23 protein-coding genes are annotated in these 22,542 nt (G+C 60.5%); 13 read left to right on the top strand and 10 right to left on the bottom strand.

All coding sequences use genetic code 11. From position 1 onward, the window contains the following. Nucleotides 1-26: 26 nt before the first annotated feature. Together BMY36_RS09165 and BMY36_RS09160 are read right to left on the bottom strand one after the other, a co-directional pair. Nucleotides 27-659 carry an HD domain-containing protein gene (locus BMY36_RS09165; protein WP_050520915.1) on the bottom strand — a complete coding sequence of 211 codons (633 nt, stop codon included), beginning with the start codon at nucleotides 657-659 and terminating at the stop codon, nucleotides 27-29. Further along, nucleotides 656-1,186, bottom strand: coding sequence for a peptidoglycan-binding domain-containing protein (locus BMY36_RS09160; protein ID WP_074818655.1), 531 nt, complete (start codon nucleotides 1,184-1,186; stop codon nucleotides 656-658). The genes BMY36_RS09165 and BMY36_RS09160 overlap by 4 nt, the downstream gene beginning before the upstream one ends. Nucleotides 1,187-1,400: 214 nt before the next feature. On the opposite strand from BMY36_RS09160, the gene BMY36_RS09155 reads away from it, so the two are divergent. Next, on the top strand, nucleotides 1,401-1,724 hold the full coding sequence (locus BMY36_RS09155) for a 2Fe-2S iron-sulfur cluster-binding protein (protein WP_050520914.1): 324 nt from the start codon (nucleotides 1,401-1,403) through the stop codon (nucleotides 1,722-1,724). After that, a complete protein-coding gene (locus tag BMY36_RS09150) occupies nucleotides 1,724-2,416 on the top strand; it encodes an FG-GAP repeat domain-containing protein (RefSeq protein WP_050520913.1) in 693 nt (230 codons plus the stop codon). The genes BMY36_RS09155 and BMY36_RS09150 overlap by 1 nt, the downstream gene beginning before the upstream one ends. 17 nt (nucleotides 2,417-2,433) lie before the next feature. On the opposite strand, the gene BMY36_RS09145 is transcribed toward BMY36_RS09150, so the two are convergent. After that, complete coding sequence (locus BMY36_RS09145) at nucleotides 2,434-4,263, bottom strand: response regulator (RefSeq protein WP_050520912.1); 1,830 nt, start codon at nucleotides 4,261-4,263, stop codon at nucleotides 2,434-2,436. Nucleotides 4,264-4,318: 55 nt separating this feature from the next. Continuing rightward, nucleotides 4,319-4,636: a DUF6476 family protein gene (locus tag BMY36_RS09140; protein ID WP_050520929.1), complete on the bottom strand. Its 318-nt coding sequence runs from the start codon at nucleotides 4,634-4,636 to the stop codon at nucleotides 4,319-4,321. Between BMY36_RS09140 and BMY36_RS09135 the strand changes: the two genes are divergently transcribed. Together BMY36_RS09135 and rpoH are read left to right on the top strand one after the other, a co-directional pair. Then, complete coding sequence (locus tag BMY36_RS09135; RefSeq protein WP_414811692.1) at nucleotides 4,635-5,696, top strand: RluA family pseudouridine synthase; 1,062 nt, start codon at nucleotides 4,635-4,637, stop codon at nucleotides 5,694-5,696. The genes BMY36_RS09140 and BMY36_RS09135 overlap by 2 nt on opposite strands. Nucleotides 5,697-5,867: 171 nt before the next feature. After that, entirely contained in the window at nucleotides 5,868-6,764 is an 897-nt protein-coding gene (gene rpoH, locus BMY36_RS09130) for an RNA polymerase sigma factor RpoH (protein ID WP_050520910.1), read from the top strand. Nucleotides 6,765-6,832: 68 nt separating this feature from the next. Here the strand turns inward: rpoH and BMY36_RS09125 are convergent, their stop codons facing one another. Together BMY36_RS09125 and BMY36_RS09120 are read right to left on the bottom strand one after the other, a co-directional pair. Further along, nucleotides 6,833-7,627: a DUF2145 domain-containing protein gene (locus tag BMY36_RS09125; protein ID WP_050520909.1), complete on the bottom strand. Its 795-nt coding sequence runs from the start codon at nucleotides 7,625-7,627 to the stop codon at nucleotides 6,833-6,835. Between the two features lie 13 nt (nucleotides 7,628-7,640). Next, nucleotides 7,641-7,937 carry a hypothetical protein gene (locus BMY36_RS09120; RefSeq protein WP_139193992.1) on the bottom strand — a complete coding sequence of 99 codons (297 nt, stop codon included), beginning with the start codon at nucleotides 7,935-7,937 and terminating at the stop codon, nucleotides 7,641-7,643. Between the two features lie 165 nt (nucleotides 7,938-8,102). On the opposite strand from BMY36_RS09120, the gene BMY36_RS09115 reads away from it, so the two are divergent. Both BMY36_RS09115 and BMY36_RS09110 read left to right on the top strand, forming a co-directional pair. Continuing rightward, nucleotides 8,103-9,095: a Gfo/Idh/MocA family protein gene (locus tag BMY36_RS09115; protein WP_050520901.1), complete on the top strand. Its 993-nt coding sequence runs from the start codon at nucleotides 8,103-8,105 to the stop codon at nucleotides 9,093-9,095. An 8-nt stretch (nucleotides 9,096-9,103) separates the two neighbouring features. Then, on the top strand, nucleotides 9,104-10,066 hold the full coding sequence (locus BMY36_RS09110) for a capsular polysaccharide export protein, LipB/KpsS family (protein ID WP_139193991.1): 963 nt from the start codon (nucleotides 9,104-9,106) through the stop codon (nucleotides 10,064-10,066). On the opposite strand, the gene BMY36_RS09105 is transcribed toward BMY36_RS09110, so the two are convergent. Both BMY36_RS09105 and BMY36_RS09100 read right to left on the bottom strand, forming a co-directional pair. Next, a complete protein-coding gene (locus tag BMY36_RS09105) occupies nucleotides 10,049-10,798 on the bottom strand; it encodes a sulfotransferase family protein (protein WP_050520899.1) in 750 nt (249 codons plus the stop codon). The two genes, BMY36_RS09110 and BMY36_RS09105, sit on opposite strands and share 18 nt — an antisense overlap. A gap of 4 nt (nucleotides 10,799-10,802) precedes the next feature. Further along, on the bottom strand, nucleotides 10,803-12,632 hold the full coding sequence (locus BMY36_RS09100) for a M3 family oligoendopeptidase (RefSeq protein WP_050520898.1): 1,830 nt from the start codon (nucleotides 12,630-12,632) through the stop codon (nucleotides 10,803-10,805). Between the two features lie 208 nt (nucleotides 12,633-12,840). Here BMY36_RS09100 and BMY36_RS09095 point away from each other — a divergent pair, with 208 nt between their 5' ends. The 5 genes from BMY36_RS09095 to BMY36_RS09075 are packed head-to-tail and all read left to right on the top strand — an operon-like array spanning nucleotide 12,841 to nucleotide 17,682. Then, nucleotides 12,841-14,253, top strand: coding sequence for a circularly permuted type 2 ATP-grasp protein (locus tag BMY36_RS09095; protein WP_050520897.1), 1,413 nt, complete (start codon nucleotides 12,841-12,843; stop codon nucleotides 14,251-14,253). 3 nt (nucleotides 14,254-14,256) lie between these two features. After that, entirely contained in the window at nucleotides 14,257-15,207 is a 951-nt protein-coding gene (locus tag BMY36_RS09090) for an alpha-E domain-containing protein (protein WP_050520896.1), read from the top strand. Beyond that, nucleotides 15,207-16,016 carry a transglutaminase family protein gene (locus BMY36_RS09085; protein ID WP_050520895.1) on the top strand — a complete coding sequence of 270 codons (810 nt, stop codon included), beginning with the start codon at nucleotides 15,207-15,209 and terminating at the stop codon, nucleotides 16,014-16,016. Before BMY36_RS09090 ends, BMY36_RS09085 begins: the two co-directional genes overlap by 1 nt. 31 nt (nucleotides 16,017-16,047) lie before the next feature. After that, on the top strand, nucleotides 16,048-16,770 hold the full coding sequence (locus BMY36_RS09080; protein ID WP_050520894.1) for a proteasome-type protease: 723 nt from the start codon (nucleotides 16,048-16,050) through the stop codon (nucleotides 16,768-16,770). Beyond that, nucleotides 16,771-17,682, top strand: coding sequence for an NAD(P)-dependent oxidoreductase (locus BMY36_RS09075; protein ID WP_050520893.1), 912 nt, complete (start codon nucleotides 16,771-16,773; stop codon nucleotides 17,680-17,682). 4 nt (nucleotides 17,683-17,686) lie between these two features. On the opposite strand, the gene BMY36_RS09070 is transcribed toward BMY36_RS09075, so the two are convergent. Next, nucleotides 17,687-18,619 (bottom strand): alpha/beta hydrolase, encoded by a 933-nt coding sequence (locus BMY36_RS09070; RefSeq protein ID WP_050520892.1) that lies wholly within the window; start codon nucleotides 18,617-18,619, stop codon nucleotides 17,687-17,689. After that, a complete protein-coding gene (locus BMY36_RS09065; protein ID WP_050520891.1) occupies nucleotides 18,616-18,900 on the bottom strand; it encodes an SCP2 sterol-binding domain-containing protein in 285 nt (94 codons plus the stop codon). Before BMY36_RS09065 ends, BMY36_RS09070 begins: the two co-directional genes overlap by 4 nt. A 79-nt stretch (nucleotides 18,901-18,979) precedes the next feature. Between BMY36_RS09065 and BMY36_RS09060 the strand changes: the two genes are divergently transcribed. Both BMY36_RS09060 and BMY36_RS09055 read left to right on the top strand, forming a co-directional pair. After that, nucleotides 18,980-19,531, top strand: coding sequence for a tetratricopeptide repeat protein (locus tag BMY36_RS09060; protein ID WP_050520907.1), 552 nt, complete (start codon nucleotides 18,980-18,982; stop codon nucleotides 19,529-19,531). 10 nt (nucleotides 19,532-19,541) lie between these two features. Continuing rightward, a complete protein-coding gene (locus BMY36_RS09055; RefSeq protein WP_050520890.1) occupies nucleotides 19,542-22,541 on the top strand; it encodes a helicase-related protein in 3,000 nt (999 codons plus the stop codon). The last annotated feature ends 1 nt before the right edge of the window (nucleotide 22,542 follow it).

Here is a 22,542-nt window from a genome sequence, read left to right as displayed (position 1 = left end):
GCGGCGGGGCAACCTGCCGCCCGTTTTTATGTGATTTCGCGCAGCAACCGCGACCGAAATGACCGCATCCATTCCACCCGCGCCAGCGCCATTTCGCGCCCCACCGCCGTGCGCATGGTCTGCGCAATCGGAAACAGTTTCACCTCCAAATGGTCCAGCGAAAACCGCTTGTCATCCAAGGGGCGCTCCAACGCCAGCGGGTCGCTTTCGTCAAACAGCAATCCGCCCATAGCCCCCCCCACATGGAACATCCGCGCAATCCCAATCGCGCCCAACGCCTCCAATCGGTCGGCGTCTTGCAAAATCTCTGCTTCAACCGTCAAGGGTGTGATGCCCGCAGAAAAGCTGTGCGCGGCAATCGCATGTGCCACGGCGTCCAGTTTCGCCGCGGCAAACCCGTGTGCGACCAACCACGTCACCGCCCAATCTGCCGATGCCACGGACGCGCGCACCCGGTCGGGGTGGTTTTTGGGCAAATTCACCGCATCATGGAAATAGGCGGCGGGCAGCAGCACGTCCAAATCCCCCGCGCCCACCTCGCGCGCAATCTCTTGGGCATTGGCCCAGACGCGGTCCAAATGGCCCAAATCATGCGCGCCATCGGTCGTGTCGGCCCAATGGGCCGCAATTGCCGCGCGGTAATCGGCTTGCCCTATCAAAACGCAAATTCCCCCGCTGCGATGCCAAGGCTGCGCGCGGCGGCCAGCGACAGGCGTTCGCTGTCGATGCCCAGCGGCTCTTGGTATTGGCGGATGGCGCGGCGGGTCAGCGGGTCCAATTGCCCGGTCAGGGGCCCGGTGTACACGCCGCGCGCTTTCAGTGCCCGCTGCAAACTGCCCACAAAATCAACGGTCAAGACCGCGTTGCAAGGCGTGCGAAACCACACGTCGCGGCGATCTTGGACAATGCGCTGCGACGATCTGGTTTCAAAGATCGCGGGCGTTGTCACCAAACCGCCCGCGTCCAAAACTTCGGCTTGCACCAAAACCTGTTCTGTCACCGTTTCGATAATGGCAGGCGTCACATCATCGGCCCAGCAGGTATCCTCGCCTGCGCTGGGTGGGGTTGGCCCGGTTTTGGTCACCAATTCGCGCGCCAAACTGCCCGGCCCATCGCGGGGCGGCAGGCCCGCTTGGCACCCCATCAGGGCCAGCGCCAAAATCAAGCAAAGGGCGGTGCGGGGCATAGGGGGCTGCTTTGGTTGGCGGTGTCAGGTGGTCCTTCATACCCGCGCCACCCCGCGATGAAAAGCGCCGCCGCGCCGAACGCCGATGCGGCGTTGCCCTTTCGCCATCAATCCACGCAATCTGCACCCGGTTGGTCTGGCAAAACCCCGCGACTTGGCTTAAATCATTCCCAAAGGCTGTAATACTGCGCATAAACCGAAAAAAGGGACCGATATGGCAAAGATTACCTATGTGGAATTTGGCGGAAAAGAGCATGTTGTCGACGTCAAGAACGGCCTGACCGTGATGGAAGGCGCGCGCGACAACGGCATCCCGGGGATTGAGGCGGATTGCGGCGGGGCCTGCGCGTGTTCCACCTGCCATGTTTACGTTGATCCCGCATGGGTGGACCGTTTGCCCGCCAAAGACGGGATGGAAACCGACATGCTCGATTTCGCTTATGAACCCGATGCGGTGCGGTCGCGCCTGACCTGCCAGTTGAAAGTGTCCGATGCGCTGGACGGTTTGCGCGTGCAAATGCCGCAAAAACAAATCTGATGCGTTTGGCGGTGGTGGCGGCTGCGGTCCTGTGTCTCGCGGCACCTGCGACAGCAGATGTGACCAGCGCCAAACTGACGCAAAGCACCGATCGCTATGATCATGCCGTGCTGGGCGATGCGCTGGAATGGGGCGGGATGCAAATCACCGGGGCAGGGCGCACGGTCACCGTGACCCTGCCGCCCGCGCGGGTGTTTGAAGATATCACCGCCCGCGTCGCCGACCTTGACGGCGATGGTATGGCCGAGGTGTTGGTGGTCGAAACCGACATCGCGCGCGGCGCATCACTGGCGGTTTATGATATGAATGGCCGCGTCACCGCCACCGATTTCATTGGTCAAACCCACCGCTGGCTTGCCCCTTTGGGCATCGGTGATCTGGACGGCGATGGGTTGCCCGAGGTGGCCTATGTCGACCGCCCGCATCTGGCCCGCGAATTGGTGGTCGTGCAATATCGGGGTGGCACATTGACCGAACGCGCCCGCGCGACGGGCCTCACCAACCACCGCATCGGCGACAGCACCATCGCGGGCGGCTATCGCAGTTGCGATGGGCAGGCAGCGATGATTCTTGCCAATGCCGATTGGTCCCAAATTATTGCGGCGGCTTGGCAGGGTGGCCGCATCACCACCCGCACCCTTGCGCCCTATTCAAAGGCCAATATGGCCCGCGCGCTGGCCTGCCAGTTGTAATCCGCGAACAGACCCGCTTACACGCTGCGCGCAGCCCCCAACACGGCGTGAATTTCCGCCTCAATCCGGGCTGGGTTTATCGGTTTGGCCAAATACCCATCCACCCCGCTGGACAGATAAAACGCCCGATGCTCTGACATGGCATCGGCGGTCATGGCGATCACGGGCAACTGCCCAGCCCCATCCGGCAAAGCGCGAATTTTTGCCAATGTTTCTAATCCGTTCATCGCAGGCATGTTCATATCCAACAGGACCAAATCGGGCCGCGTCTGGCCCAAAACCTCCAACGCTTCGGCCCCGCTTGCCGCCTCAATCATCACCGCCCCCAGCATCCGCAAATAGGTCGATGCGACAAGCCGGTTGGTGGCGATATCATCGACCACCAACACCGTCAGCCCCGCGGTGTCCAATTCCGGCAAACGCGGCGCTGTGCCAAGGGGTTTGGGCCCGTCCACACTGTCCACGCTGTCCATAGGGGCCACCCCCAGCCCAAGCGACAAAATAAACCGCGCCCCCGATTGGTCGGGCGCATTGGGGGCGATGGTCAAATCCCCACCCATCTGGCGCGCCATCGTGCGGCTGATGGACAGGCCCAACCCATTGCTTTCAGTGCCCGCGCGCGGTGTGCGGGCCTGCACAAACGGTTCAAACAACGTGCGGTGAAAATGAAAAGGTATGCCTTGCCCCGTGTCGCTGACCGTCACCACCAACAGTGTGTCGGCATCCCCTTTTCCTGCCTCGGCTTCCGTGCGCGCGCTGACATGGATTCCGCCGCGCAAGGTGTTTTTCAGCGCGTTCGACAGCAGGTTTGACAGGCATTGCTGCAACCGCTGCGGGTCCACCATCCACACCGGGTCCAGCGCCGCATCAATATCTTGATGCAACGTCAGCCCGGCCGCCGTAACACCGGGCAAAAACAGCGCCAGCGTCGCCGCAATTTCCGCGCTGGGGCTCACCGCTTGGGGCCGGATCGGCAACCGCCCCGCCTCAATCGCAGACATATCCAGAATATCGTCCAAAATCGTCGACAGCCCTTCGGCCGATGCGATCAGCACCGACAGCCGGTTTTGCGCCAACGTATCTGTGCTGCGGCGCAATTCCGCGTGGCCCATGCCCAAAATCGCGTTCAACGGCGTGCGCAATTCATGGCTCATCTGCGCCAAGAACCGGCTTTTCGCCTTGGCACTGTCCAAGGCCACCGCCCGATCGCGCGCGGCCCTTTGGTGCATGTGGTTGCTCGATTGCATCGCCAGCAGCGTATACGCCATCCCACCCAACAGCGCGAGAGAGGAAGACAGCAGCCCCCAATACCCATCAATCTGGACCCAAAACACCGTGTTGCCCACCACCGCCGGCAGGCCCGCCCCCAGCAGCGTAGCAGAGCCAAAGCGCATGTGTATGGTGCGCACGGCAATCATTTGCACCAAGGTGATGCACAGCATCCCCATCGCAAACGCCTTGGCGTAATTGGCATCCAATTGCCAAACCAGCACGGCAGGCAGGACATAGAAAAACTCCAACGCGACACTGCAAAACACCACGAAATTGTACCTGCGGGGGTGGCGGTGCGGCACCAGCCCGCGCATGTAGCGCATGGCCCCACACTCGGCCGCGACGTTCAGCGCCGCACAGGTGGCCGCCACCCAAACCGGCAGGTAAATCGTCGTCATCATCACGGCCAGCAGGGTCAAGGGCAACCGCCCCCACGCTTCATGCACCAGCAAATCGCGCTGCCGCTTAATCTCCTCGATCACCGGGTCCTCAGGGGCGCTGCCCCATTTATTGGCCCCTTCTGCTTGCAGGTCGCTGGCGCGCGCGTTGCGGGGGGAATCGGCCGGATGCGACATGCTGGGTGGTATCCTTGGGGGTGCGCAGATTGGCTTTTCATACTAGACCCCGCAATCATTGGGGAAGTAAAGTCACTTCCTGCCGCAACGCGCCCGCAGTGGAATAGATCAAAATCCGGTCATTCTGTGTCACCACCGCCACCCATCCCGCGCCAAATGTCACCGCCTGCGCGCGCGCGCCCTCGGGCAGCACAATCGCCGCTGGCAAGGTCGGTCCAACAGGTGCCGATGCAAAGGATTGCGGCATACGGGTGACAAGTACGCCAACCACCGTTATTACCCCCACAATCATGGTGAGTGTCAGCACAGTCACCAACCCTTTTAGAAACCTAAGGCTGGGCGGAAGCCCTTCCGGTGCCGGAGCCTGTTCCATGGTCAATCCTTCCAATCCCATCGCGCAAATGGGCCCCGCCCTCCTCGTCACAATTGGCGAAGACCCCCCAGACCGCCTTGATAAAGCGCTTGTGCGCGATGTGCCAGTGGATGCGTCCCTGTCACGCTCGCGCTTGATGAAGATGATCGCGGATGGGCTAGTGGCGCTTGACGGCACCCCCATCACCAACCCCAAAGCGCGGGTGGAGGAAGGCCAAACCTATACCCTAACGGTGGAGGCGGTGGGCGAGGTGGACACCGTGGCCGAGGATATTCCGCTGACCGTGCTGTGGGAAGATGCCGATTTGATCGTGATCGACAAACCCGTGGGCATGGTTGTGCATCCCGCGCCGGGATCGTGGACGGGCACGCTGGTCAACGCGCTGCTCTATCATTTCGGCGGCAGCCTGTCGGGGGTGGGCGGCGAAAAACGCCCCGGCATCGTGCACCGCATTGACAAGGAAACCAGCGGCTTGCTGGTCGTCGCCAAATCTGATCGCGCCCATCATGGTTTGGCCGCGCAGTTTGAGGCGCACACCGTCAACCGCCGCTACCTTGCCATCGTCAACGGCGCGCCGGATGCCGCCGACCCCCGCCTGCGCGGGATTGAAGGGGCGAGCTTTGAGCCGGGAAATATTTTGCGCATCGCCACAAACCTTGCCCGCCACAAAACCGACCGCCAACGCCAAGCGGTGTTTTTCAACGGGGTGGGCCGCCACGCCGTGACCCGCGCGCGCACGCTGGCCACATTCGGTCTGCCCCCCGTGGCGGCATTGGTGGAATGTTGGCTGGAAACCGGGCGCACGCACCAAATCCGCGTCCACATGGCCCATGCAGGCCACGGCTTGATCGGCGACCCCACCTATGGCCGCCGGCGCAAAGTCAGCGAAAAGGCACTGGGTGCCCCCGCTGTGGCCGCCGTTGCCGCTTTTCCGCGCCAAGCGCTGCACGCGGCGACGCTTGGTTTCACGCATCCCGTGACGGGCGATGCGCTGGAATTTTCCAGCGATTTGCCGCCCGATATGCGTGATTTGTTAACCGCTTTGGGGCACGATATCTGACATGTCCGTGATCTGGCCGACACAAATCTTTAACTCCGACGGAACAAGGCGCATCTTTCGTTAAAGGAAGGTAAATGGGCAACCCGCCACAACAGGGGGTGTGCCCGAATTCCTGAACAATAACGCCACTCCCCGGCGCGGCAACAGACCGAAAGCGGGACGGAGGATATTATGAGTACGTATGCAAACCTGCCAGCCCCCAGCCCCGAACAGGGCCTGAACCGCTACATGCAGGAAATTCGCAAGTTTCCGCTGTTGGAGCCGGAGGAGGAGTATATGCTCGCCAAACGCTGGGTCGATCACCAAGACAGCCCGGCGGCGCATAAAATGGTCACCTCGCACCTGCGTTTGGCTGCCAAAATCGCCATGGGTTACCGCGGCTACGGCCTGCCGCAAGCCGAGGTGATATCTGAGGCGAACGTGGGCTTGATGCAGGCCGTCAAACGGTTCGACCCCGAAAAGGGCTTTCGCCTTGCGACCTATGCGATGTGGTGGATCCGCGCCTCTATTCAGGAATACATCCTGCGGTCGTGGTCGCTGGTCAAACTCGGCACCACTTCGGCGCAAAAAAAGCTGTTTTTCAACCTTCGTAAGGCCAAAGCAAAACTCGGCGCGCTGGAGGAAGGCGATCTGCGCCCCGAAAACGTCGCCCAAATTGCAAAAGACCTGAACGTGACCGAGGCGGAAGTGATCTCCATGAACCGCCGTTTGTCGGGCGGCGATGCGTCTTTGAACGCAACGGTCGGGTCGGATGGCGAAGGGGCGACCCAATGGCAAGATTGGCTGGAAGATGAGGACAGCGACCAAGCCAATGATTACGCCGAAAAAGACGAGTTGGACACGCGCCGCGAAATGATGGTGCAGGCGATGACCGTGCTGAACGACCGCGAAAAAGATATCTTGGTCCAACGCCGCCTCGCCGATGTGCCCGTCACGCTAGAGGAGCTGTCCGAAAGCTATGGCGTGTCGCGCGAACGCATTCGCCAGATCGAAGTGCGCGCATTTGAAAAGCTGCAAGACAAAATGCGGGACCTTGCGCGCGCCAAAGGCATGGCAATCCCTGCCTAACATGGCGCCTAACCCCAACGCATGAAAACGGCCCCCAAACCGGGGGCCGTTTTTGCGTCACTGACAGCTTAAAACTTGTAAACCGCATCCGGCGTCACCCGGTACACCCGCGCGGCCAAATCATTGGCCTTCATAAACCGCGCGATGCTTTCAAACGTGGCGGTTTCCACCTGCGCGCCGTGGTCCACCGTGGTCAACGCCGCTGATGTGGCCCCCGCCAGCGCCCGCTTTACCCCGCCCACCGCAATCACTTGTGGCGTGAAATGTGCCGCCGTGTTGGCTTTGATCTGCGCAATATCTGACGTGCCATAAACCGCCGCCATCAGCACATCCAACGTATGTTCCGTGCAGTTTTGAAACTGCGTGGTGTTCGGGTTCGCCAACACAGAATAGCGTGGGTTGTGCAGCTTGGCATAGGTCGGGCTGGCAATCACCTTCAGCAATTTCGCCTGCAACCGCGCATCCGGAATAATCACCCCCGCATCAAAGTTATACGCGCCTGCAAAGAAATCCGCCGGGCTGTCTTGCACCAAATGGCTGCGCGTGCCGTTCGCCCCGATTTGGTACAGGTTATAAGCGCGGTATTCCGTGCCCTTGCGCCCATTTGCATCCGTTATCTGCGAAAAGACCCAAAAACTGACATGGGTATAGCGCACGCCTTTTGGCATCACGCGCGGGTCACGGCCCATCCGCGACACAATGGCCACCCGCGCGCCGCGCGCGGCTAGGTCTTGTTGCACGCGGTTGGCAAATGCGGCCACCTCGGCTGCGGGCAATTGCGGCGCGCCCGCTTCCGAACTGCCAGCATCGGCGGGCAGCACCAAACATAGCGACAACACAGCGGCAATAATCAAACGATACATGGCAAATCCTCCCTCAATCCAAATGCGGTGCGGCATTGGGTGCCACCCGGCGTGCCGTTTTAGGGGCCGAAACGGGCCGCGACACATCCGCCAGCGCTGCCCCCGTGATCATCAACGCGCCGCCTGTCACCAACAGCGGCACCGCCAAAACCGTCGCCACACCGCTGGCAACCGCCGCTGCACTGTGGCCCGCCGCTTGGGCCGAATGGTCCACCGCTGCTGCGGAATGTTGGGCGCTGCCACCCGCAAGGGCAGGGGCCGCAGCCCCGCCAATCACCAGTGCTGTGGCGCAAAGAAAGGGAATGTACATTGTGATCTCCATTTGTGTGAACTCTGTTCAGTGAACATCGTTCAAAATTTGCATTCCGTCAATTCTATTCTTGAACATCGTTCAATGACGCAACGTCACGCCGCACTTTCCCAATGCAACGTCGCGCGCTAGGCTGGCGCAAATGCAAACGCAAAAGGACCGATCATGACCAAACCCATCCGCTGGGGCATCCTTGGTGCCGCCAAATTCGCCCGCGAACATATGGCCCCCGCCATTCACGCCGCCCATAATGCCGAACTGGCCGCCCTCGCCACCTCTGATCCCGCCCGCGCCGCCCCTTTTGCCGCGATCAATTCCGGCTTGAAAATCCATGCCAGCTATGACGCACTCTTGGCCGATCCCAGCATCGACGCGGTCTACATTCCCCTGCCAAACCACCTGCATGTCGAATGGACGCTGAAATCACTGGCGGCGGGCAAACATGTGTTGACCGAAAAACCCATCAGCCTCACGGCTGCGGATATCGCCCCCATCCTCAAGGCCCGCGATGCCACGGGGTTGCTTGCGGCCGAGGCGTTTATGATCGTCCACCACCCGCAATGGCAGCGCGCGCAGCATCTGGTGCAATCGGGCGCGATTGGCCAATTGACCCATGTCGACGGCGTGTTCACCTATGACAACCGCAGCGACCCCGGCAATATCCGCAACAACCCGGCCACAGGCGGCGGCGGAATTTATGATATTGGCGTCTACACTTACGGCTCCACCCGCTTTGTCACCGGGGCCGAGCCACACGCCCTGAACGCTGTGATGCGCCAAGAAAATGGCGTTGATGTTTGGGCGCAAGTTACGGGCATCATGGCCGGGCCGTTGGGCCGTTTTACCTATTCCGCGATCACCTCCATGCGGCTGCACAACCGCCAGGAAATGACGTTTCACGGCGACAAAGGGGTGATCCGCCTGACTGCCCCCTTTAACGCGGGCGTGTTTGGTCAGGCGCAGTTGGAACTGCACACAGGCCTCACCATCACCACCGAACGCTGGCCGGGGGTCAATCAATACGTTGTCCAAGTCGAAAATTTTGGCCAAACCGTGCGAAATGGCACCGCTTACCCATGCCCGTTAGAGTTTACGCAAGGAACGTCCGCTATGATCGATCAAGTGTTTGAACAGGCAAAGGTGATCTCCCTCTCGTGACAGGTTTTGTGTTCCATCTTCCGGGGTCGGTTTTGGCGGATTTATCCGACCTTAAACCCTATTACAAAAAGCTGGCCGATGGGCTGGCGGCGCGCGGCCATGTGGTGGATCTGGTGCCACACAACCGTGACAGCGTGCTGGCGCAGGTTGCCGCCAGCGACCGTTTTCACATCGTGGACCATGGCACCGCGCGCCACCCCCGCGTGTTGAACACGGGCATCGCCTATGTTTATCCGTTCTGGAATTTGGATGCTTGGGGCATCCGCGCGCTGTCGTCGATTGCTGAAAAACCCTTTGATTATAATGAGGTGGATATCACCACGGCGCGCAACTTTGCCAACCGCTTGCGCAAACGCTGGGTGGTGGCGCGCATGTCACGCTATCCCCAACCCACCCGGCTCACGGTCATTCCGGCAGATTGCATTGCAATCTTTCTACAGGCCGAAGGGAACCGCGATGTGATGGAAACTAGCCATCTTGATCTGCGCCAAATGGTCAAGGCGGTGCTGGCCCGCCCCGATCCGCACCCCATCGTCATCAAACCGCATCCTTTGGATGATGATGCCGCGACCAAGCGGTTTTTGAACCGAATCGCCGCGCGCGACGCCCGGGTGCGTGTGGTCGATGCCAATATCCACGACATCCTGTCCCGCGCCGCCGCCTGCGTCACCATCAACTCCGCCGTGGGCATCGAGGCGATGTTACACAACGTCCCCGTCATTTTATGCGGCAAATCCGATTTTCACCATGCCGCCGTCACGGTCACAGATCCCGGTGGCATGGATGCGGCCGTGGATCTCGCCATCAGCACCGATTGGCCGCATGATGCGTTTTTGCATTGGTATTTCATGCAAAACTGCCTCAGCGCGGGCCGTGACAGTTTGGTCGATGACTTTTTGGCAAAGGTCGCCGCAACAGGCTTTGATATAGCGTCTGCTTCCCAAACTGGCCCTCTAACTGCCGCCGGCTAGCTCATCCTCCAACCAATCCGCGCGCCCGGTCGTCGCAAAATAGGCGGCAATCGGCCCGGGGTTGGCAAATCGGTCCATAATCCGCCGCTGCCCTTGTTTTATTAAAGCGGAGTTAAGCTTTTGCGTGGCCGTCACCCCCAAAAAATCCAGCGCCGCCTGCAAGGCCGCATCCCGAAACAAGTCTTGATAGGTCAGCGTCAACACCGGATTGGCGATGGAGCCGAGCCAATGAGTCAATAAAAAATCTTGGTTTTGCAGGCGGTTACATTCCGCCGATACCCATTGCGGGGCCGCGTTGATCAAAGGCGCTGGCGCAGGTTGGCTGGTCGCGGTCCAAACCTTGGTTTTCGCCACTTGCGCCGATGATGCGAATTGCGCCAGCTTATTGTGGCGCACCACATGGATAATGCGCAGGGCAGGGCGCATCGGAATATACTGCGCCATCAGGTCGGGGCTGTGTTGAAACAGAATTTTGGCCCCGATCACCTGCACCCCTTTTGCCGCGCGCTGCATCCCTTCGCCCGCCAGCATCCGGTCCATAAAATCGCAAGGATTGGCATCGCGCGCCACAATCGCGTCAAAATCCTTAGTTTTGCGCCCCGCATCATCAATTTGCCACGGGTCAAACAACTCCCCCCGGCAATGGATGTGCGGGTGTGAATCCAGCATCGTTTGCAGATAGGTGGTACCGCTGCGCGCCTGTCCAATAATCACAAAACTGCGCAGCGGCATGGCCTTACGCCTCCATCGCTTCCAGCTCGTCGATAAAGCCGGAAATCATGTCCAACCCTTTGTCCCAAAACGCAGGATCGCTGGCGTCCAGCCCAAATGGCGCAAGCAGTTCCTTATGGTGCTTTGATCCGCCCGCCTTCAGCATGTCAAAATACTTTTCTTCAAACCCCGGCAAACCGCTTTCATATGCGGCATAGAGCGCGTTCACCAACCCATCGCCAAAGGCATAGGCGTAAACGTAAAACGGCGAATGGACAAAATGCGGCACATAAGCCCAAAACGTCTCATACCCGTCCATAAAGTCAAACGCATCGCCAAGCGATTGCGCCTGCACCGACATCCACAGCGCGTTGATATCGTCTGGCGTCAACTCCCCCTCGCGCCGCGCGGCGTGCAGCTTGCACTCAAAGTCATAAAACGCGATCTGGCGCACAACGGTGTTGATCATATCCTCCACCTTGCCCGCCAGCAGGGTCTTACGCTCGCTTTGCGTTTTGGCCCCGTCCAACAGCTTGCGGAAGGTCAACATTTCGCCAAACACACTCGCCGTTTCGGCCAGCGTCAGCGGGGTCGACGACAACAACTCCCCCTGACCCGCCGCCAAAACCTGATGCACACCATGCCCCAATTCATGCGCCAAGGTCATGACATCGCGCGGTTTTCCCATATAATTCAGCATCACATAGGGGTGTACGGTCGTCACCGTTGGGTGCGCAAAGGCGCCGGGTGCTTTGCCCGGTTTCACACCCGCATCAATCCAACCTTTGGTGAAAAACGGCTCCGCCAGCTTGGCCATCTCGGGCGAAAACGCGGCATAGGCGTCGGTCACGGTCGCCCGCGCCTCCTCCCAATCCACCAGCCGTGGCGCATCGGTGGGCAGCGGCGCGTTGCGGTCCCAAACTTGCAACGTCTCCAGCCCCATCCATTTCGCCTTCAGGCGGTAATAGCGGTGCGACAGTTTCGGATAGGCGGCGACAACTGCATTGCGCAGCGCCTCCACCACCTCCGGCTCCACATGGTTGGCCAAATGGCGGGCTGATTGCGGGCTGGGCATCTTGCGCCAGCGATCCTCAACCTCTTTTTCCTTGGCCAACGTGTTGTGAACGCGCGAAAACAGCTTGATATGCTTGTCAAACACCACAGCCAACGCCCGCGCCGCCGCCTCGCGTTTCGTGCGGTCGCTGTCGGTCAACAGGTTCAGCGTGGCCTCAAGGTTCAGCGCCTCCTCCTCCCCCGCGACCTCAAACATCAACCCCGCCATGGTTTCATCAAACAAGCGGTTCCACGCGGCGGACCCCACGGTGGATTGGTCGTGCAAAAATCGCTCCATTTCATCAGACAACTGGTGCGGGCGCATCGCGCGCAAGCGGTCAAACACCGGCTTGTACCGTGCCAAATCGCTATTGGCCGCCAGCAAGCCCGACAGATGCGCCTCCTCCAACCGGTTGAATTCAAGCGTGAAGAACACCAATGGCGTGGTGAAAGTGGTAATGCGGTCCTGTGCATCGGCCATAAACTTGGCCCGCTCACTGTCCATCGTGTTTTGGTAATACCGCAAGCCCGCATAGGACATCACGCGCCCCGCGATCACGTCAATCGCCTCATAGGCTTGCACGCAGGCCAGCATCGCGCCCGCGTCCAAATCCGCGAGCTTGCCTTCATACTTGGCGGCAAATGCGGCACATTCGCTTTCCAGCCACGCCATATCGCGCGCAAATTCGGGCGCATCGGGGCTTGGGTACAGGTCGGTCAAATCCCAATCGGGCAGTTTTCCCAACCCACCAGCGCCTTGCGCATTGGCATCAAACACGGGGCGGCGATCATTCAGCGTCATGGCGAAAACCCTTCCAATTCATTTCCCCATACTTAGGGCCGCGCCCCCCACAGGTGCAACCCTGTGCGCCGCCGCATTGCCCAAATTCAAGGCATTTCCCCCAAAATCCGTCAGAATCCGCGCGCGGGGCTTTCTATCTGGCCCGCCCTCTGCGTAACATATCCTTAATCGGGCGCATCAGACGCCCCGCGCGACAGGAAAACCCCATATGACCCAGTATTTTAACGAAATGTATGAAGGCGGTGAGGTGCGCCTGCCTTATGCGCAACTGGACGATTGGATGCGCAACATGCCCGCCGAATTGCGCCAAATGAAACAGGCCGAGGCAGAGGCCCTGTTTCGCCGCATCGGCATCACTTTTGCCGTCTATGGCGAAGGTGGCGACCCCGACCGCCTGATCCCGTTCGATATGTTCCCCCGCGTGTTTTCTGCCCTTGAATGGTCTAAACTGGAACGCGGCGTAAAACAGCGGGCGCGTGCCTTGAACGCCTTTTTGGCCGATGTGTATGGGCGCGGTGAAATTGTGCGCGCAGGCCGCATTCCCGCCAAACTCGTCTATCAAAATGACGCTTATGAAAAAGAAGTCGTGGGCATCTTGCCGCCAAAAGGCGTGTATTCTCATATCGTTGGCGTCGATCTGGTCCGCACCGGCCCCGAAGACTTTTTCGTGCTAGAGGATAATTGCCGCACCCCGTCCGGCGTCTCCTACATGTTGGAAAACCGCGAGATTATGATGCGGATGTTCCCCCAGCTTTTCCGCGACAACCGGATTGAACCGGTCGATGTCTACCCCGACCTTTTGCGCCGCACGCTGGCCTCTGTCGCGCCCACCAAATGTAACGGCGAACCCACCATTGTCATCCTGACCCCCGGCCATTTCAATTCCGCCTACTACGAGCACAGCTTCCTCGCCGATCTGATGGGCGTAGAGTTGGTGGAGGGCCAAGATTTGTTTGTCGAAGGGGAATACGTCTATATGCGCACGACCGAAGGGCCGCGCCGCGTCGATGTGATCTACCGCCGTTTGGATGATGCCTATATCGACCCGTTGTGCTTCCGCCCCGACAGTATGCTGGGCGTCCCCGGTTTGATGGATGTGTACCGGTCTGGCGGCGTTGCCATTTGCTCGGCCCCCGGCGCAGGCGTGGCCGATGATAAGGCGGTTTACACCTTTGTCCCCGAAATGATCCGCTTTTATTTGGGCGAGGAACCCATCCTGAACAACGTGCCGACATGGCAATGCGCAAAGACCGATGATTGCAAGTATGTCCTTGAAAACCTAAAGGATTTGGTGGTCAAAGAGGTGCATGGTTCGGGCGGTTACGGCATGTTGGTTGGCCCCAAATGCACGGCGACCGAAATCGCGGAATTTGCGCTGCGCATCAAGGCCAAACCGCATAATTACATCGCGCAACCCACCCTTGCTTTGTCCACCACGCCCACATTCGTCGAACAGGGCATCGCGCCCCGCCACGTCGATTTGCGCCCCTATTGCCTTGTGGGCGAACGGATTGAACTGGTCCCCGGCGGCCTGACGCGCGTCGCCCTGACCGAAGGGTCGCTGGTCGTGAACTCCTCCCAAGGGGGCGGGGTCAAAGACACATGGGTATTGGCAGGATAAATTATGCTCAGCAGAACCGCCGATAATCTTTACTGGATCGCCCGCTATATGGAACGGGCCGAAACCGCCGCCCGCTTGCTCGAAGTCGGCGCGCGCAACGCCCTGATCCCCTCATCCCAAGGGCATCGCAGCGAATGGGAAAGCTTGCTGCGCGCCATCGGCACCTCCGCCGCGTTTAACAAAAAATATGGCGACATCGTGCAGCGCAATGTGGAAAGCCATTTATTTTTCGACCGCGATAACCCGTCGTCGGTGGTGTCTTGCATCACGGCGGCGCGCGAAAGCGCCCGCATCGTGCGCACCGCCCTCACCTCGCAGGTCTGGGACGCGATCAATTCCGCCTTCCAAGAACTACGCCAAATGGAGCGTCAACCCAGATCCGAGATGGACCTGTCGCGCCTTACCGAATGGACCATGCGCCACACCGCCATGATGCGCGGCGCGATTGAGGCGACGCAGTTGCGTGGTGATGGCTATAATTTCTTGAATACGGGCTATTATCTGGAACGCGCTGACAGCACCGCGCGGCTTTTGGATGTGAAATACTATGTGCTGCTGCCCCGCATCGAATACGTTGGCTCCGGCCTTGATAACTACCAATGGACCACGTTACTCCGCGCCATGTCCTCGCACCGCGCCTTTCATTGGGCCTATGGCGGCGATGTGACGGCGTCCAAAATCGCGCATTTTCTCATCCTCAACCCGCAATGCCCTCGCTCGCTGATCACCTGCGCCGATGGGCTGGTCACGCATCTGGACCGCATGGATCGCAGCCTTAAACGCCAAACCTCTGCGCGCACTCAAGCTCGCGCGCTGCTGGCCGAACTGTCCGAAGCCCGCGTTGAGGATATTTTTGAAGAAGGGCTGCACGAATTTCTGACTCGTTTCATCAAGGAAACCGGCAAGCTCGCCCATGAAATCCGCGAAAGCTATTTGAACGGGGATATCCGCTGATGCTGCTCACCGTCGATCACGTCACCACCTACCGCTACAGCCAGCCAGTGCGCGGCGTGGTGCAAACCCACCGCTTGCAGCCCACCGCGTTTGATGGCCAAACCGTGCTGGATTGGCAGATCACCGTCACCGATGGCATCAAAGGCGGCCATTTTCGCGATGGCGCGGGCGATCATGTGCAGGCCTGGACCATCCAAGGCCCGGTGTCCGAAATCACCGTGACCGTGCAGGGCCGCGTGCAAACCACGGATTTGGTTGGGGTTTTGCGCGGCCACCGCGAACGTACTCCGCCGCAATGCTATCTGCAATCCACCCATGCGACCGATGCGGACATGGCGCTTGCCGACCTTGCCGCCAGCGCCAATGCGGGTGCGGGCGATCTTGCCGCCGCCCACCGCCTGTCTGCCCTTATCGCCGATACTATCGCCTACACCCCCGGCGCCACCCACGCCGCCACCACCGCCGCCGAGGCGTTGGCGCTGGGGCAGGGCGTGTGCCAAGATCAAACCCACGCGCTTTTGGCCATTGCGCGGCGTGCCGGCATCCCCGCGCGCTACATCTCCGGCTATCTGCACGCGACCGAGGATGGCACGTTGCACGAGGCCGCCCACGCTTGGGCCGAACTCCACCTCCCCGATCTGGGCTGGGTCGGTTTTGATCCCGCCAACCGCTGCTGCCCCGATGACCGCTACATCCGCCTCGGCTCTGGCCTTGATGCGATGGACGCGGCCCCGATCAAAGGCATCGCGCGCGGGCCGGGCACCGAACAGCTTGATGTCCACCTTGCGGTCCAGCAATCGGGCCAGTAAGCATAACAAAACCCATCAAGCGGAGCGGACCATGACCTATTGCGTTGGCCTTTTATTGAACGCGGGCATCGTTTTGCTATCTGACACGCGCACCAACGCGGGGCTTGATAACATCTCCACCTACCGCAAAATGTTCGTGTTTGAACAGCCGGGCGAACGCGTTGTCACCATCTTGACCGCAGGCAGCCTGTCGGTCACGCAAACCACAATGGCGCGCCTGCGCGAGGTGATCGATGATCCCGACAGCGGCGACGACCACAACATCATGAAAGCGCCGACCATGCTGAAAGTGGCCGATATCGTCGGCTCCATGCTCGCCCAAGTGCGCATAGATATTGATGAAAAAATGTCGATGTCCCAAGGGGCCTCTGCTTCTATGATCGTGGCAGGCCAGCGGCGCGGCGGTGAAATGCGCATGTTTCTTATCTATCCCGAAGGCAATTTCATCGAGGCGACCGAAGATACCCCCTTCCTGCAAATCGGTGAACATAAATACGGCAAACCCATTCTGGACCGTGTCGTGACCCCGCAAACCAGCCTGCGTGACGCCCAAAAAGCCGTTTTATTGTCGATGGATTCCACCCTGCGCTCCAACCTTTCCGTGGGGATGCCGCTGGATTTGGCGGTGATCGAACGCGACACTTGCCGCGTCACCGACCGCCGCCGGATTGAGGCGGGGGATGAGGCGTTTCGCGCCATGTCCGATGCGTGGTCCACCGCCCTGCGCGATGGGTTTTCGCAGATCGACCTCTGAATGGCCCGCCGGGTCGTCGTCACCGAACCCGTCCACCCCGATGCGCTGGCGTTGTTGCGGGATGCGGGCTGGCAGGTGATCGGCCCTCCCACCACTCTCGCCCCCGCAAATCTGCACCCCGCCGATGCGCTTTTGGTCCGCATTCGCGCGCTGACTGCCGCCGATGTGGCGCAATTTGCAATGATCTCCAAACACGGGGTGGGGGTGGATAATATCCCGATGGATGCCGCCCGCGCCGCAGGGATCACCGTCACCAACACGCCGGGCGCCAACGCCACCGCCGTGGCCGAACAGGCGCTGCTGCTCATGCTAGCGCTGGCCCGCAACCTGGATGGTCAACGCGCGGCGCGCGGTGCAGCCCCCCGCGTGCCGGGCCTTGATGGCAAGCGTTTGTTGATCGTGGGTTACGGTGCCAGCGGTCAGCGACTGGCCAATCATGCCAAAGGGTTGGGGGTCAAAGTCACCATCAATTCCCGCGTTCTTTCGCCCGCCCGCGCTGCGGGTTTTGCGGTGGAACCCGACCTTGCAGCGGCCTTGCCCTATGCCGATATCGTCAGCCTGCATTGCCCCCTGACAGATACCACGCGCGGCATGCTCAACGCGCAAACCTTGGCCTTGTTGCCCCCCGGCGCGCTGGTCATCAACTGCGCGCGCGGCGGTTTGATTGACGAATCCGCCTTGATCGCCCAGTTGCAAAACGGCCACCTTGGCGGGGCAGGGCTGGACGTGACAGCGCACGAACCCTTGCCCGAAACCGACCCGTTGCGCTGTGCCCCCAATATCATCCTAACGCCCCACGCAGCCGCCCTGTCTGATGGCTCGTTTCGCGCGATGGGCATGATGGCCGCGCAAAATATCCTAGATCATTTCAACGGCTGCTTGCGCGCCGAACACAGGCTGTTGCCCCGCTAACCGCCTAAGGGTGCGCTGCAAACAGCGCCGCCGCCCCGTCAAAAAACCGTGTGCGGCTGGCGGGAATTTCCATCATAACCTCATGTTCGGCATTGGGAATAACCTCTAACGTGCCGCCCGGCCACCGCGCCATTCGCGCATGGATCGCAGCCGGGGCCACAATCCGCTCCGCCCCGCCCAGCACGCACAGCGCAGGCACATCCGGGCTGGGCAACCGCGCCAAATCCCGACATTCGCGCAACGCGGCATCGAGCCATTGCAGGCTTGGCCCCCCCAAATTCAGCTCGGGCCGTGCCCGCGCCTGCGCTTGCAACCAGCCATAGGTTTCGGCATCGCGCGTCAGCAAATTGCCCGCAAATTTCTGCCCTAAAACATAGGTCTCATCCGATGTGCCGGGCGCAAAGCGTGGCCCCAACCCCAGTGCTGTGCCCCCGCGCGCAACGCCGCGCACAATGCCCGCGAAATGGCCAAATTCAATATCCCACATCGGCGCGGAAAACACCGCCGCCTTAACCGCCAACCCAGCCACCAGCGCCCGCAAAGCAATGCAACCGCCCATCGAATGGCTGACCAAATGCTGCGGCGGGGCGATGCCAAGCTCATCCAACTTCTCAAGAACGGCTTGCAAGTCCCATTGATAAAACAGAAAATCCTCAACATCACCCAGCATGGGTTTTCCCACAGGTCGATCCGCCAACCCTTGGCCGCGCCAATCCAGCGTTATCACACCATACCCGCGCGCAGCAAAGTCGCGCGCCGCACGGCCGTATTTTTCGACAAACTCCGTCCGCCCCGGCAATATCAAAACCGACCCGCGCGGCCCCGCAGGCCAAATCGCTAACCGCAGCCGCAGGCCGTCACGCGCCGTCACCCAAAAGGCGCGCCCCCCCTCTGGCCCGGTCGCCAGATCATTAAAAAGGGGCGCATTTTCGGTCACGACAAAACCGATGCCAGCTTCATCGCCATGCCCATCGACCCGTCCACCGACAATTTTCCGGTCATAAATGCGGTCGTCGGGTTCATCTCGCCTTCCAGAATCGCCTCAAACACCTCTGCATTCGCGGTCAATGTCACATCTGCCTCTTCATCGCCCGCGCGCACGCCGGTGTCGTCAATCATAATGGCGCCTTCACCCGTCACCACAAATTTCGCAACGCCGTCAAAGCCTTGCACCTTGGCCGACAGCCGTGCCACCGCCGCATCAATCACCGCACTCATCGCAATTCCTTTCAAATCTCACATCAATTTGCGCTTGGGGCATATGGCTTTTCCCGCCGCGCACGCTACACTTTGCAATATGAAACCACGCAAGCCCTTTCACAATCGTGTCGTTGCGTCCCTTTTCGCAATCGCCCTCGCTTTTCCAGCGGGCGCAGAAACGCTGGACGAAATGTTCACACAATTGCAAACCGCCGAAGGGCCCGCCGCAGGGCGGTTGGAGCGCAAAATCTGGCGCGAATGGTCGAAATCCGGCTCCCCTGCGATGGACTTGCTGCTGCAACGTGGCCGCGACGCGATGGAGGCGGGCAATACGGCCATTGCGATTGAACATTTCACCGCGTTGATCGATCACGCCCCCGATTTTGCCGAAGGGTGGAACAGCCGCGCCACCGCCTATTTCCAAGCAGGCCAATTCGGCCCCTCGGTTGCCGATATCGCCCAAGTCCTTACCCTGAACCCGCGCCATTTCGGGGCCATGTCCGGTTTCGCCCGCATATTGGAGGATACGGATCAACCCGACCGCGCGCTGACCATGTACCAGGCCGCCCTCGCTATACATCCCCATCTCGCCGGGATAGAGGATGCGGTGAAGCGGTTGCAAACAGCGGCATCCGGGCAGGAAATGTAAGGCCAAGGTTATGCGGAGCACCGCGCGGGTGACGGCGGTTCTGGGACCGACCAACACCGGCAAAACCCATTACGCGATTGAACGCATGCTTGGCCACCGCACCGGGGTCATCGGCCTGCCGCTGCGCTTGCTGGCGCGTGAGGTGTATGACCGCATCGTGGCCCTGCGCGGCCCCAACATCGTGGCGCTGGTGACGGGTGAAGAACGCATTGTCCCCGACCGCACCCAATATTGGGTCTGCACCGTAGAGGCGATGCCACTGGAAATCGGTGCCGATTTCATCGCGATTGACGAAATTCAACTCTGCGCCGATGCCGAACGCGGCCATGTGTTCACCGACCGCCTTTTGCGCGCGCGCGGGCTGCATGAAACGCTTTTCCTTGGGGCCGATACCATGCGCCCCGCCATTGCCGCCCTAGTGCCGGGCGTGCAGTTCATGGCGCGCCCCAGATTGTCCGAACTGACCTATTCAGGTTCGAAAAAGATAAGCCGGATGCCCGAAAGGTCCGCAATCGTCGGTTTTTCTGTTGAAAATGTCTATGCCATCGCCGAATGGATCCGCCGCACCAAGGGCGGTTGCGCGGTCGTCATGGGGGCCCTTTCCCCCCGCACCCGCAATGCCCAAGTGGAAATGTACCAAAACGGCGATGTGGATTATCTGGTCGCCACCGATGCGATTGGCATGGGCCTCAACCTTGATATCAAACACATCGCTTTCTCCTCGACCGTGAAATTTGATGGTCGCCGCATGCGCGCGCTGTTCCCCCAAGAACTCGCGCAAATCGCTGGCCGCGCGGGCCGCCACATGACCTCTGGCACCTTTGGCGTCACGGGTGAGGCGCGGCCGCTGTCAGACGAAGTGGTCGATGATATCGAAAACCACCGCTTCCAACCCGTCCGCAAACTGTCATGGCGCAACGAACAGTTGGAATTTGGCACCGTCCCCCGCTTGATCGGTGCGTTGGAACGCCACACCGACGATGAATGGCTATCGCGCGCCCGCGACGCTGATGATGTGACAGCGCTGAAAACCCTCTGGGCGCTGCCCGAAATCCACGATCACGTCAAATCGCCGCAGGATGTGCGCTTGCTGTGGGACGTTTGCCGCATCCCCGATTTTCGCGGCATTTCCACCACTGAACACGCCAGCCTGCTGCAAGGTATCTTTGAATACCTGCGCAAAGGGCACATTCCCGCCGATTTTATGGCGACCCAGATCAAGCGCATTGACCGAACGGAAGGCGACATTGATACCCTTTCGAAACGCCTCGCCTTTATCCGCACATGGACTTATGTCGCGCAACGCAAAAATTGGGTTGCAGACGAAGGCCATTGGCGGCAAGAGACACGGGCTGTAGAAGACCGCTTGTCAGACGCGCTTCATGCCGGGCTGACCCAACGATTTGTTGATCGCCGCACTTCTGTGCTCATGCGGCGGTTGAAGCAGAAGGAGAGCCTTGTGGCCGAGGTGAATGACAAAGGCGAAGTGACGGTAGAGGGTGAATTTGTCGGCAAACTGGAAGGCTTCCGGTTCCGCCAAGACGCCACCGCCACGGTGGACGAGGCGCGCACGCTGCGCATGGCAGCCGTGCAGGCGCTGAAACCGGAATTCCATCTGCGCGCAGATAAATTCTACAATGCCCCGGACACGGAGCTGGATTTCACCGAGCAGGGTGGCCTGATGTGGGGCAATTCTGCGGTGGGCAAATTGGTCGCAGGTGCCGATGCGCTGCGCCCCAGCGTCGATGCGTTCGTCGATGAAGATGCGGGGCCCGAGATTGCCGAAAAGGTAAAGCGCCGCTTGCAGCACTTTATCGACCGCAAAATCGCCACCTTGTTTGAACCCTTGTTGAACATGAGCCGCGATGAAACCCTGACCGGTATGGCGCGCGGTTTCGCGTTCCAAATGGTTGAGGCGATGGGCATCATCAGCCGCGAAAACGTCGCCGACGCCGTCAAGGCGCTGGACCAAGAGGCACGCGGCCAGCTGCGCAAGCACGGCATCCGCTTTGGCCAATACACCATTTTCCAGCAGCTTTTGCTGAAACCTGCGCCGACCCGTTTGCGCTTGGTGCTGTGGTCCTTGATGAACGGCCTTCAGGAATTTCCAGAAAGCCCGCCCCCCGGTTTGGTGACGATTCCAAACATCCCAGATGTACCGATGCAGCACTACACCCTTGCCGGCTACCGCCCCGCAGGCCCCCGCGCGATCCGCATCGACATGCTGGAACGCCTCGCGGACCTGCTTCGTGGCCAAGACAGCCGTAGCGGGTTTGAAGCGGTGCCAGACATGCTGTCGATCACGGGTATGACGCTGGACCAATTCGCCGACTTGATGGCGGGCTTGGGATACAAAGGCGAAAAGGGCGAACGCCCCAAGGCCAAATCCCGCGCCCCAAAGGAATTGACCGCCGAGGATGTGGCCGCCGCCGCCGCCGCCGCCGCAGCCGCCGCAAAAATCATCGTGCCAGATGACGCAGCAGCCGTTGAGGCAGCAACTGCGGACGCAGAACAAGCGGACGCCGTGGTGGCCGATGCAACCGATGCAACCGCTGCGCCCGACGCCCCAGCGCCAGACGCGGCAGTGGTCGACGCCCCCGTGGTCGATATGGAGCAATTCATCACCTTCACTTGGGCGCCCCGTGCACGTCCCGCCCGCCCAGTTCATCACCGCCGTGCCGAGGCTGCACCCGCAACCCCCGCCGCCGATGGCGAAGGGGCCGCTGCCGACAAACCACGCGGCGACCGTCCCCGTGGCGATCGCCCCCGAGGTGACAAACCTGCTGGCGACAAACCCCGTGGCGACCGTCCCCGTGGCGACAAACCGCAAGGTGATCGCCCACGCGGCGAAAAGCGCGATGGCGGCGGCTATAAGGGCAAAGGCAAGGACGGCGGCAAACCCGCCCACAACGCCCCGCAAAAATACGAATCGCGCCCTGCAAGGCCGGAAAAAAAGATCGACCCAGACAACCCTTTCGCCGCTTTGATGGCGCTCAAAGGCAAGATCTGAT

This window comes from Pseudorhodobacter antarcticus, assembly GCF_900110135.1.
Classification (GTDB): domain Bacteria; phylum Pseudomonadota; class Alphaproteobacteria; order Rhodobacterales; family Rhodobacteraceae; genus Pseudorhodobacter; species Pseudorhodobacter antarcticus.
This window is presented reverse-complemented; position numbering and strand designations above follow the sequence as displayed.